The organism is Paenibacillus favisporus (assembly GCF_040545415.1).
Taxonomy (GTDB): domain Bacteria; phylum Bacillota; class Bacilli; order Paenibacillales; family Paenibacillaceae; genus Paenibacillus_AQ; species Paenibacillus_AQ favisporus.
In genome coordinates this window covers 410,662-423,224 of the sequence record NZ_JBEPLV010000005.1, presented here as the reverse complement: position 1 = coordinate 423,224, position 12,563 = coordinate 410,662, and the positions used below count along the sequence as shown (strand labels likewise).

Genomic DNA, 12,563 nt, shown 5'->3' with positions numbered 1-12,563 from the left:
CATCTTCTCCCGCGACCCGGTTCACACCGCGGTGTAATGCTGGCTGCTCACATAGGCACACGTCACAGCAGCGAGCCATAAATGCTTTGCAGGTTGTTCGGCCGAAGCGTTAGCTTAGGAGCCCACAAAGTTTCCTTGGGGAAAATTTTTGAAGTACATGCAACCGCCCAGGTGCTTTCCAATAGGATGTGATAGCCGTTTAGACTCGATTTGAATCGAAAGAATGTTGTGAAAGGAGTGCTGCCCATGAACGCAAGTGAGGAGAGCCGACTGGCGGCCGCCGGAAGCGGCTGGCGCAAAGGAGGCGGTCCGCCCAGCCTGCCTGAGGTCCATAAATCGATGAAGGTCCCCTTGAAGGGCAGCTTCTTCCGCAAAATGCTCGCCTTCGCGGGTCCCGGATACCTCGTCGCCGTCGGATACATGGATCCCGGCAACTGGGCCTCCGATTTGGCAGGCGGGGCCATGTTTAACTACTCGCTGCTGTCGGTCATCATGATTTCGAACCTGATGGCGATTCTGCTTCAGTCCCTGTCCGCCCGCCTTGGCATTGCTACGGGAAGGGACTTGGCCCAGGCCTGCCGCGATCATTACAGCAAGCCCGTCAGCATCGGGCTCTGGATATTATGCGAGCTGGCGATTGCGGCATGCGATCTGGCCGAAATCATCGGCTCAGCCATCGCGCTGCAGCTGCTGTTCGGCCTGCAGCTGCTGGCCGGTGTCCTCATCACGTCCGTGGACGTCCTTCTAGTGCTGCTGCTGCAAAACAAAGGATTCCGGCATATCGAAATTTTGGTCATTTCGTTTATCGCTGTGATCATCATGTGCTTCGGGGTCGAATTGTTCCTGTCCAAGCCGGAGATGGGCGCGGTCATGGCCGGATTCGTTCCGACGGCAGACATCGTGCAGAACCCGGAAATGCTGTACATCGCCCTGGCTATGCTCGGCGCGACCGTCATGCCCCACAACCTGTACCTGCACTCTTCGATCGTGCAGACCCGGCGGTACGATGAGTCCATTGCCGGCAAGAAATCGGCCATCCGTTTCGCTACCGCGGATTCCACCGTGGCGCTCACCATCGCCCTGTTCGTCAATGCGGCCATTCTGATCCTTGCGGCGTCTGCCTTTTATTCAACGGGGCATACTGAAGTAGCAGAGATTCAAGACGCCTACCAGCTGCTTACTCCGCTGCTCGGCACCGGTGCGGCCAGCGTTCTGTTCGCCGTCGCGCTGCTCGCTTCCGGCCAAAACTCGACGCTAACGGGAACCCTCGCGGGCCAGATCGTTATGGAAGGCTTTATGAACATCCGCCTGAAGCCATGGATCCGGCGGCTAATCACGCGCCTGATCGCTATCGTTCCCGCCGTGATCGTGATCGGAATTTACGGGGAAGGCTCCACCGGCCAGCTGCTGATTTTCAGCCAGGTCATCCTTTCACTGCAGCTGTCCTTTGCCGTGTTCCCGCTGGTCAAATTCACTTCCGATCCCGTTAAGATGGGACCTTTTATCGCCCCGCGCTGGGCGCGGATACTGGCCTGGATCGTAGCAGCCGTCATCGCAGCGCTGAACATCTATTTGCTGTATGGCACGTTTTTCTAGGCTACCGAGGGTCACCATGCCCTTTTCCCATATGATGACAACGTTCCGCTGCTTCAAACAGGCCCTTTCGACGTTAATAGTTGGTTAGACCGCTGTACCAAGCAAGGCAGGGTTCCAAACCGTGGGGCACTCCCTCAGAGAACCCTGCCGTTTAACCCGGCTGCAGTGGACAAGCAAAGGAGGCGATGACTCGATGACCCACCATATCCCATCCCAGCACGCACCTGAACCATACCATTCGCGTACAGCCAGCTGGCAGCCGCAGGGGAAAAGCCGTAAACGCCGGGTTCGGCGCTGGATTCTGGCTGCAGCCTGCTTGCTCATCCTTTGGCTCGCCGGGGTCATCGTTTATCAGACACACAAGCCGCTTCCTCCCGGCATATCTTACGAGAGCCCACTCTACCATGTCGATCAAGTCCGCTTCTATCGCGACTTGACTTACCCTGATAACCAAGGGCAGGTCATCCATGAGCCCCAGATTACGAATCGGATCATGCAGATTGTCGATGAATCCAGGGAGTTTCTTGTCATTGATCTGTTCCTGTTCAACGATTACAAGCATAAAGGGCAGAAGTTTCCGACCGTCAGCAAGGACTTGGCAGACAAGCTCATAGCGCATAAAAAGCAGTATCCCAAGATGCAAATCGTCTTTATTACGGACCAGATCAATACGAATTACGGCTCCGCCCCGAACTCCCTGCTCGAAGCGATGAAGGCGGCGGGCATCCAGGTCGTCGTGACCGATGTGGATCCGCTGCGGGATTCGAACCCGATCTACTCCGCCGTGTGGCGGACGTTTATCCAATGGTTCGGCCAGTCAGGCAAAGGATGGATTCCGAACCTGATGGCCAACGAGGGGCCCAAGGTCACCGCAAGGTCGTATTTAAAAATGCTGAACGTCAAGGCCAACCACCGCAAGGTTGTGGTCAGCGAGAAGACCGCCCTGGTCTCTTCCGGCAACGTGCATGATGCCAGCGCTTACCACTCCAATATTGCCTTTGAGGTGCAAGGCCCGATTATCGGCGACATCCTGAAAGGCGAGCAGGCGGCGGCCCGACTGTCCGGAGACTACCAACTCCCGGTTTATACCCCAGCCTCCGAGGACGCTAAGAAATCATCCGAAGGGAAAATAGCCGTCCGCTATCTGACCGAAGGCAAAATCGACAAATATACGCTGCTGGAGATCAACCGGGCGCCGCAAGGGTCCACCCTGTGGATGGGCATGTTCTATCTGGCCGATGAAAAGGTGATGAGCGCCCTGCTGGATGCCGCCGACCGCGGAGTCAACATCCGGCTGCTGCTTGACCCCAATCAGAACGCGTTCGGCCAGGACAAGATCGGTATCCCGAACCGTCCCGTCGCTAAGGAGCTCACTAAACGTTCCGATGGCCGTATCGCCATCCGCTGGTACAACACGACCGAGGAGCAGTATCATACGAAGCTGATGTACATCTCCAACCCTTCAGGCAGCTCCGTGATCATGGGCGGCTCGACCAATCTCACGCCGCGAAACCTGGACAATTACAATCTGGAGAACGACCTCTGGATATCCGTTCCGCGCGGCGATGCGCTGGACCGGCAGATGGCCGGCTATTTTGACCGGCTCTGGAACAACCGGGACGGGCATTACAGTCTGGACCTGAGCGCGTATCAGGAAAAGTCCACCTGGTTCAAGGACTTTCTTTTCCGCGTGCAGAAGCTGCTTGGATTTACGACCTTCTGATGCGTTACCAAGCACCGGTGCTTTCACAGGCGTCCTCCCATTCTCCTGATTTTGACCTGGACCTGATCAGCACAGTCATTTCATCCGGATAGGCCCACCTATAATCTGGCCATTATGATCATATAACGCAAAAAAGGCGCCTTCTGTGCAGAAGCGCCTTCTGTTATATGTTCCATCTCGTTATTACAATTCAAGTGAATTCCCGCTCACTGAACGGACTCCCTAAGCTTCGCAGACCGCCGACAGCTTGCACCGGTCTCCGCACAAACGGCCTTTGCCGTGCGGCACGCACATCGGCGTTCCGAAGATCGGATCCTCCGCAATCATGCAGTCCATGCAGAACACTTCCTTGACCATCTGCGGCGTCAGCACGTCTTCCGGTGCACCGGCACAATAGACGCCCTGGTTCTTCACGGCAATCATATGATCGGCGTAACGGCAGGCCAGGTTCAGGTCATGAAGCACCATCACGATCGTCCGTCCCTGCTCACGGTTCAGCTCATACAGCAGATCCAGCACCTCGATCTGATGGCTCAAATCCAGGTACGTCGTCGGCTCGTCGAGCAGAATCAGGTCGGTGTTTTGCGCCAGCGTCATGGCAATCCAGGCCCGCTGCCGCTGTCCGCCGGACAAGGAGTCGACCGCGCGGTCGGCCAAATCGGTGAGACGCGTCATTTCCAGCGCTTCGTTCACCAGACGCTCATCCTCCGCACTCCACTGCTTCAGCCACGATTGATGCGGATAACGCCCCTGCTTCACCAGCTGAAGCACAGTCAGCCCCTCTGGTGCCGTCGGTCCCTGCGGCAGAATTGCCATATTCCGGGCAACTTCCTTGGTCGACGTCCGGTGGATTTCCTTGCCGTCGAGCAGTACCGATCCGCTCTTCGGACGCAAAAGACGCGCCATGGAACGAAGCAGCGTGGATTTGCCGCAGCCGTTGCTGCCGATCAGAACCGTAACTTTGCCTTCGGGAATGTCCAAATGCAGGTCTTTAATAATATCGGTATCGCCGTACCCCAGCGTCAGTGCTTCCGTTTGCAAAAGCGTCATCTTTCCCGTAACCCCCAATTCTGCCTATCATATGATTTAAACCAGTCTAATAACGTCCGTCCACAATAATGAGAATCATTATCACAAATATAAAGGGCGGCCGCGTGAATGTCAACCACTCACGGGCCGCCAAAAGAAGCTTTTCCGCCTACCTTATATCACCGCAAAGCCGCTACAGCAAAGGGGATAGCAGCCTCGCGAGCGATTCCATAAAGCGTTCCGGTATTTTTTTCTTATTAAATTTATCGGGAATGATTTGCTTCGTATACACCAAATCCCGTTCAAAGTCCGACACGATCCGCTGCACGCTCTCGGTCTGCACCAGCAGCGCGTTCACTTCAAAATTCAAATGGAAGCTGCGCATGTCCATATTGGCGGTTCCGATCGTCGCCACTTCGCCGTCAATGATCAGCAGCTTGGAATGCAGGAACCCTTTTTCGTATTCGTAAATTTTGACGCCCACGTCGAGCAGCGAAGGAAAATACGAATGGGAAGCCAGGAACGGCAGCCACTTATCCGGCTTGGAAGGAAAAAGGATGCGTACGTCGAGCCCCGACATCGCAGCCACGCGCAGGGATGTCAGGATATCGTCGTCCGGGATAAAATAAGGCGTCGCCAGCCAGACCGATTTCTGCGCCGAGGTGATCATCGAGAAGAAAATATTTTTGAGCGTACGCCGGTCGTTGTCCGGTCCGCTCGGGATAATCTGCACGGCGCCGCCACTGCTTTCCGCCAGCTCGGGAGACAGATATTCGGCGTCCAGCACCTTTTCCCCGGTCATATAGAGCCAGTCCTGCAGGAAAATAATTTGCAGCGTCCGCACCGCCTCGCCCCTGACGCGCATATGGGTATCTCTCCAGAAGCCGTATGCCGCATTGCGGCTCAGGTACTCGTCCCCGACGTTCAGCCCGCCGATAAAGCCAACCTTGCCGTCGATCACAACGATTTTGCGGTGGTTGCGGAAGTTGACCCGGGAGAGAAAAAACGCCTTGGAGCTTCCGTACGCGACGACCTGAACTCCGGCTTCCTGCATGGCCCGGAGGAACGATTTGGGCAGCTGCATGCTTCCCCAGGCATCGTACATAAAACGGACCTGCACGCCGGCTTTGGCCTTTTCAATTAAAATCTGCTGAATCCTTGTTCCGATATGATCGGCGCGGTAAATGTAGTATTCCATATGAATATGATGCCTGGCCTTCTCGAGCTCCTTCAGCAAGGTGGAGAACGTTTCCTGCCCGTTGGTCAGCACTTTGGTATCGCTGGAGAAGGAAATCGGAGTCCGCGCCAGCCGCTGCGAGAGATGCAGCAGCTGCTGCTGCATGGGATTAAAGGAAGATAGATCCGGATGGAACCGCGCACCATTCTCTTCCAGCCGGTCATATGTTCTGAGATCCTGCTCGGCTTTTTTATCGAACTTGCGCCGTTTGAAGTAGTTTTGCCCGAAGAGCAGATAAAAGAACAGACCCACCACCGGCATCAGGGCGAGCAGCAGAATCCAGGCCATCGTCGAGGACGGGTTGCGGTTCTCCATAAAAATCATGAACCCGAGCGACACGACGGTAAGCGTGGAAAATATACTGACAATGGTTCCCGCGGTTTTGCCGAACACGCCGAAACCAAAATAGTAAAACGCAAATAATATCGCGGCAATGATAAAGATTTGTATTCCCCGTCTCATATGTTACCTCTCTTAAGTATCATTAAAAAACATGCATATCCATGGTCATCGTCCAAACCCATAAGGTATATTTTACATGAACAAGTTCAAAGTTCCTACGAATTTTTATCGAATGGACAAGCCCGCCTGAAATTTCCGTGCATGCCTGATGTTAGAATGCCCATCTTCTTGACATTGGCTGCATTGTGTGAAAAAATATCACCTAACGACCGTTAGGTAGTCAACAGGAGTCGATGATATGAACGCCAAAAACACCCTGCTCGAAGCTGCATTATCGCATTTTGCCAAGGATGGATATGAAGGAGCGTCCCTGCAAAAAATAGCCGAGGAAGTCGGCATCAAAAAGCCGTCCATCTACGCGCATTTCAAAGGGAAGGATGAGCTGTTCCTGCAGACGCTGAAGGGCGCCCTCGATGAGGAAGGGACCCGGATTATCCGCCGCTATATCAGCCTGAAAGACCAGCCGCTCGAGCAGCGGCTCAAAGGACTGCTGAAGTATCTCCAGGAGGAGTACACCCGGAGCAGCAAAACCAAGTTTGTGCTGCGCATGGCCTACTTTCCTCCATCCTCGCTGCATGATCAGGTCATGGAACTGGTCTTTCCGTTTCTGGATTCGATGGAAAAGCGGATGATTCGCGTCATGCACCACCACGCTTCCGCCGGCCACCTCCCGGTTAAAGATCCGGACGGTGCCGCCGTCGCCTACATGACGCTGATCGACGGGGTCCTCATCGAAATGGTGTGCGGCGGACTGGAGGGGTCTCAGCGAAGACTGGCGGCATCATGGCCCGTATACTGGGCGGGCATTCATCATATTTGACGCAAGTGGCATCCTAACGGACAAATAAAGGAGGATCATCATGAACCGCCACTGGCTTTCTGTTATTATCGGGGGCGTTGTGGAAGTGCTGTGGGTGTCCGGCCTGAAGCACTCGGACAATGCGCTTGAATGGATTCTTACTGTCATCGCTATCATCGCAAGCTTCATTCTCATTATTAACGCTTCGAACCATCTGCCGGTCGGGACGGTGTATGCGGTGTTTACCGGCCTGGGAACGGCCGGCACCGTCGTTGCCGAGATGCTGTTCTTCGGCGAACCGTTCCGCTGGTCCAAGACGCTGCTCATTCTCGTTCTTCTCGCCGGAGTGATCGGCCTTAAGCTGGTCACTGACAAAGACGGCAAGGGACAAAAGGAGGCGAATCACTGATGGCTTGGATTGCAATCGTCATCGCCGGCCTGTGCGAAATGTTCGGCGTCATCGGGATCAAGGGCGTCACGCAAAAGAAAGGGCTGCCGGCATATGTCATGCTGATCCTGTCCTTTATCGTCAGCTTCTCCCTGCTGTCCTACGCCATGAACTCGATTCCGATGGGAACGGCGTACGCCGTCTGGACCGGCATCGGTACGGTAGGCAGCACGCTGGCCGGCATGTTTCTGTTCGGTGAGCCCAAGGAATGGCGGCGAATTCTGTTTATTGCCATGATTTTGGCCTCAGCGGTAGGTTTGAAGCTGATCTCATAATTTTTTTTGCTTTTTTATGGAATGATGTCACAAATCCCGTACCTGATCAGTCTTCTTTGTGAACGAACCTAAAGGAGGCTGTTATCGATGGAAATCAGATTGAATTACAGGGACGCCAATATGCCGGCTCTTAAAGCGATGCTTGCTTTTGAGCAGTTTGCCCAGAGCACTTCGATCGACAAGGTGCTCTCCGAGCTGATCAAAATCCGGGTGTCGCAAATCAACGGATGCGCGTTTTGTCTCGATATGCACAGCAAGGACCTGCTCAAGCTGGGAGATTACCTGGAGCAGCTGACGCTGGTCTGCGTATGGCGGGAGGCACCTGTGTTTACAGAGCAGCAGCGTGCCGCGCTGGAGCTTGCGGAATACGTGACGAAAATTTCCGAGGCAGGCGTCCCGGATGAGGTGTTCGGCAGGGTCAAAGAACATTTTGACGAGAAGGAAATCGTCGACCTGCTGATGGCGATCAACGCCATTAACTGCTGGAACCGGCTGGCCATTTCGACCGGCATGTTCCCCGGCTGTATGGGTTAAGAGAACCGCCTTTCTAAACCGTCACAATTTTGCCATATTCATTCCCTATAAATGTGGAGCCCAACCGGCACCTTCCTGCGTATTACAACCAGGAAGGTGCCTTTTTTTGTAAATGGCACCGGGTTGTTTGAAAACGACCTTCGCTTTGTAATATAATCGTTCTGACTAGGCGGTCAATTTGAGAACCGAAGTGTCAGAAAGGGGTGAAGGTGCATTTGTCTGAGAAATTGGCGGACAAGAAAAAACAGATTCTGAAAACCGCCCTGCAGCTGTTTTCCACAAAGGGGATTTCGGCCACCTCCATGCAGGAAATCGCGGAATACTGCGGCATGTCCAAAGGCAGCTTGTATCTGCACTTCAAATCCAAGGAGGATCTGGAGAGCAGCATCTACCTGTACTGTGAGGGCCTGATCCGGGACAGCGTTATGCAGGTGGAACAGGAACACCTTCTGACTCCCAAAGAACAGCTGCGGAAACAGCTGGAAGTCGTGCTGAATCTGCTCGTGGAGCTCCGGGAGTTTCTGGTGGTGCAGATTCAGGATCACCATGCTTCGGGAAAAAAGCCACCGTCCCAGAAACATTTGCGTGAAAAGCAAATCATCGGCATCCAGTGGTTCAAAAACAAGCTCGAGCAAATTTACGGGGATGACGTCTATCCCTACACGCTGGACCTTACCATGTTTGTGGTGGGCCTTCTCGACGGATATATCCGGACGCTGTTTATTCCGGGTCTGCCGCTGAACATCCGGCGGGTTGCCGATCATATCGTGTTTTTGCTGGACGAAGTCGCCGGCGGCATGGTCCGGTCGCAGCGGGATCCGCTTATTTCCCCCGGGATATGGACCGAGTGGACGGAGAAGCTGAAGGACCGGTCCGGGGGGAGCCTGCGGCATCCGCTTATTATTACCAAGCAGATGCGGGATCTCTTAAAGGACAAGCTGCCGGAAGGACCAGAGCGTGACCTGGCTCAGGAGTCGATCGATATCATCGACAAGGAGTTTCGGGACATCGAACCGCGCAAAGCGATCCTGGCCGGCATGATCGCCAACCTGGAGAGCGTGCCCGAGCTTGTTTCCTTAAGCCGCGAATTGAAGGAAATCTGCAGGCTGTACGTGTTTTCAAGAACCGATCGTACCTGAAGCGTGAGCAAGAGATACAAAGGAGAGGAGCAGAAACCTGCGAAATGAAGAGCATTATTAATTTTTCATTGAACAATAAATTCGCCATCTGGATCCTGACGGTCATCGTCGCCGCCGCCGGCTTGTACAGCGGGCTGGTGATGAAGCAGGAGACGATTCCGAACATCAACATCCCGTTTCTTAGCGTGACCGCCGTTTACCCGGGCGCAGCGCCGGAAGGCGTCGTGCAGGATATTACGATCCCGCTGGAGCAGCGGCTGCAGAACGTGGACGGGGTCAAGAACGTCTCCTCTACGTCTATGGAGAACGCAGCCAACATCGCCATGGAATTCGACTACGGCACGGACCTCGATCAGGCCACCGCAGCCGTCCGGGAAGCGCTCAACGAAGTGACGCTGCCTGACGGCGCCCAGAAGCCGACGATCTCCAAGTTCAGCCTGAGCTCGTTTCCGGTCGTATCTCTCAGCGCGTCCGACAGCTCAAGCGATCTTGAGGGTCTGACCAAAAACATTGAGGACGAAGTCGTGCCTGAACTGGAGAAAATTCCAGGTGTCGCTTCCGTCTCCGTCTCCGGACAATACGTCAAGGAAGTCCAGCTGACATTTAATAAGGAGAAAATGGCCCAGCTCGGCCTGACTGAAGATACCGTCAAGGGTATCGTTCAAGGCTCCTCCGTACGGGTTCCGCTCGGTCTGTTCAATTTGGAGCAGTCCTCCAAAGCGGTTGTCGTGGACGGCAACATCACGACGCTCGATGATTTGAAAAAGCTGACGATTCCGGTTACGCCGGGAGCGGGCAGCGCACAAGGACAGAGCGGTACTGCCGGGGCAGCCGGTCAAGGTGCCGGTGGCGCGGGCGCTGCTGCCGGTGCAGGCGCAGGCAATGCAGCCGGTGCTGGAGCAGGCAATGCTGCTGCTTCCATTCAAGGCGGCCAGGCCGGCGTTCCAACCGGCATTCCGACGGTGAAGCTCAGCGATATCGCCGACATCAAGGTGGTCGGCAGTGCGGAGTCGGTGTCCCGCACGAACGGCAAGGCCTCGATCGGCCTGCAAATCGTCAAGGACAATGACGCCAACACGGTGGACGTAGTCAATGCCGTGAAGGACAAAGCCAAAGACCTTGAAGGCCAGTTCAAAGGCATGGAGCTTACGGTGCTGCTCGACCAGGGCAAACCGATCGAAGACTCCGTGTCGACGATGCTGGATAAAGCGGTCTTCGGCGCGCTCTTCGCCGTTATCATCATCCTGATCTTCCTGCGGAACATTCGCTCCACGATCATCTCGATCCTGTCGATTCCGCTGTCGCTGCTGATCGCCCTGCTGATTCTGTGGCGGCTCGATATTACGCTCAACATGATGACGCTCGGCGCGATGACCGTCGCGATCGGCCGCGTCGTCGATGACTCCATCGTCGTCATCGAGAACATTTACCGCCGCTTGACCAGCAGCGGTGAGAAGCTTCGCGGACGCGAACTGATCCGCGAAGCGACGCGCGAAATGTTCGTTCCGATCATGTCCTCGACGATCGTAACGATCGCGGTCTTCCTGCCGCTGGCGTTCGTCACCGGCATGGTTGGCGAGCTGTTCATGCCGTTTGCGCTTACGATGGTCTTCGCCCTGCTAGCTTCCCTGCTCGTAGCAATCACGCTCGTGCCGATGCTGGCCCACAGCCTGTTCAAGAAGGGCATCAAGTCCTCCAAGCAGCATGATCACGACAAGCCGGGCCGGATGGCCCGCGGCTACCAGCGGATTCTGAACTGGGCCTTGTCTCACAAGCTGATCACATTCGGCTCAGCGGTCATTCTGCTCGTGGCAAGCTTCTTCCTGACCCCGCTGATCGGCACCAGCTTCCTGCCGGATCAGGAGGACAAATACATCATGGTGACCTACTCGCCTGAACCTGGCGCTCAGCTGGAAACCGTGGAGAAGCGGGCCCTTGAAGCCGAGAAATACATTTTGAGCCAGCCGAACATCGACAAGATGCAGTACTCCGTCGGTGGCAGCGGCAATCCGCTGGCTGGAGGATCTTCGTCCAATTCGGGTCTGTTCTATGTAGAGTACAACAAAGATACGAAAGACTTTGAGAACGTGAAGAAAAACCTCGTGGAAGGTCTGAAGAAACAAGTATCCACCGGAGAATGGAGCTTGATGGACATGTCCGGCGGCATGGGCGGAAGCTCGCTCAGCGTCAGCGTCTACGGCAACAGTCTGGATGATATCAAGCCGGTCTCCGAGCAAATCCTGAAGCTGGTGCAGGCAGACACGGATAATTTTGAAAAAGCGAAAACCAGCCTGACCAAAGCTTATGACCAATACACGATCGTGGCGGATCAGCAAAAGCTCAGCTCGATGGGCTTGACGGCCGGTCAAATCGCCATGAAGCTGAGCCCGGTCCGCGAACGTCCGGTGCTGACCGAAGTGACGGTCGACAACAAAGACTACAAGGTTTATATCGAAACCGACAACAAGGAATACAAGAGCATCAACGACATTGAGAACGAAACGGTTCAGTCGCCGCTGGGCATGAACGTTCCGATCAAAGACGTCGCCAAAGTGGAAAAAGGCACGTCGCCGGATACGATCACCCGCAACGACGGCAAAATGGTCGTGGACGTGACGGCCAACATCGTCACCTCCAACGTCGGCAAAGCTTCCTCGGACCTGCAAAAGGAAATCGACAAGATCGACTTGCCGGACGGCGTCGAAGTTAAATTCGGCGGCACCACCGAGCAGATCAACGATACGTTCACCCAGCTCGGCCTGGCTATGGCTGCGGCGATCGCCATCGTCTACTTCGTGCTCGTCGTGACCTTCGGCGGCGGCCTGGCGCCGTTTGCGATCCTGTTCTCCCTGCCGTTCACGATCATTGGCGGACTTGTCGGCCTCTGGATCGGCGGAGAGACGCTGAACGTATCGGCCCTGATGGGCGCCCTGATGCTGATCGGTATCGTCGTGACCAACGCGATCGTGCTGATCGACCGGGTGATTCACAAGGAACGCGAAGGCTTGTCGACGCGCGAAGCGCTGCTGGAAGCCGGAGCCACCCGTCTCCGTCCGATTCTGATGACGGCTCTCGCCACCATCGGTGCCCTGCTGCCGCTCGTATCGGGACTGGAGAACAGTGCCGGCATCATCTCCAGAGGTCTCGGCATCACGGTTATCGGCGGTTTGGTCAGCTCCACGCTGCTGACACTGGTCATCGTGCCGGTTGTGTATGAGTTCCTGATGAAATTCAGAAAACCGAAAGTAGAAGATTAATTTCTTCAAATAAAAAGGACGTGCTTCTCTCCCTAGACGGGAAAGGGCACGTCCTTTTTCTATA

At 55.1% G+C, this 12,563-nt stretch carries 10 protein-coding genes; 8 read left to right on the top strand and 2 right to left on the bottom strand.

Annotated elements, in window-relative coordinates; genetic code table 11:
* Positions 1-246: 246 nt before the first annotated feature.
* Positions 247-1,596 carry an Nramp family divalent metal transporter gene (locus ABID47_RS23230; protein ID WP_354500240.1) on the top strand — a complete coding sequence of 450 codons (1,350 nt, stop codon included), beginning with the start codon at positions 247-249 and terminating at the stop codon, positions 1,594-1,596.
* Positions 1,597-1,789: 193 nt separating this feature from the next.
* Positions 1,790-3,319 (top strand): phospholipase D family protein, encoded by a 1,530-nt coding sequence (locus tag ABID47_RS23225; protein ID WP_354500238.1) that lies wholly within the window; start codon positions 1,790-1,792, stop codon positions 3,317-3,319.
* Between the two features lie 222 nt (positions 3,320-3,541).
* On the opposite strand, the gene ABID47_RS23220 is transcribed toward ABID47_RS23225, so the two are convergent.
* Positions 3,542-4,369 carry an ABC transporter ATP-binding protein gene (locus ABID47_RS23220; RefSeq protein ID WP_076174732.1) on the bottom strand — a complete coding sequence of 276 codons (828 nt, stop codon included), beginning with the start codon at positions 4,367-4,369 and terminating at the stop codon, positions 3,542-3,544.
* A 172-nt stretch (positions 4,370-4,541) separates the two neighbouring features.
* A complete protein-coding gene (cls, locus tag ABID47_RS23215) occupies positions 4,542-6,047 on the bottom strand; it encodes a cardiolipin synthase (RefSeq protein ID WP_076174735.1) in 1,506 nt (501 codons plus the stop codon).
* A gap of 238 nt (positions 6,048-6,285) precedes the next feature.
* Here cls and ABID47_RS23210 point away from each other — a divergent pair, with 238 nt between their 5' ends.
* The 6 genes from ABID47_RS23210 (at position 6,286) to ABID47_RS23185 (ending at position 12,499) form a co-directional block, all read left to right on the top strand.
* The gene (locus ABID47_RS23210; protein WP_354500235.1) at positions 6,286-6,867 is read left to right on the top strand and encodes a TetR/AcrR family transcriptional regulator; all 582 of its coding nucleotides are present in this window, start codon (positions 6,286-6,288) and stop codon (positions 6,865-6,867) included.
* Positions 6,868-6,907: 40 nt separating this feature from the next.
* Positions 6,908-7,255 (top strand): DMT family transporter, encoded by a 348-nt coding sequence (locus ABID47_RS23205; protein WP_152399944.1) that lies wholly within the window; start codon positions 6,908-6,910, stop codon positions 7,253-7,255.
* Complete coding sequence (locus tag ABID47_RS23200) at positions 7,255-7,569, top strand: DMT family transporter (RefSeq protein WP_076174742.1); 315 nt, start codon at positions 7,255-7,257, stop codon at positions 7,567-7,569. Before ABID47_RS23205 ends, ABID47_RS23200 begins: the two co-directional genes overlap by 1 nt.
* Positions 7,570-7,656: 87 nt before the next feature.
* Entirely contained in the window at positions 7,657-8,103 is a 447-nt protein-coding gene (locus ABID47_RS23195) for a carboxymuconolactone decarboxylase family protein (protein WP_163882733.1), read from the top strand.
* Between the two features lie 215 nt (positions 8,104-8,318).
* Complete coding sequence (locus ABID47_RS23190; RefSeq protein ID WP_076174747.1) at positions 8,319-9,242, top strand: TetR/AcrR family transcriptional regulator; 924 nt, start codon at positions 8,319-8,321, stop codon at positions 9,240-9,242.
* Positions 9,243-9,286: 44 nt separating this feature from the next.
* The gene (locus ABID47_RS23185) at positions 9,287-12,499 is read left to right on the top strand and encodes an efflux RND transporter permease subunit (RefSeq protein ID WP_354500231.1); all 3,213 of its coding nucleotides are present in this window, start codon (positions 9,287-9,289) and stop codon (positions 12,497-12,499) included.
* Positions 12,500-12,563 lie beyond the last annotated feature (64 nt).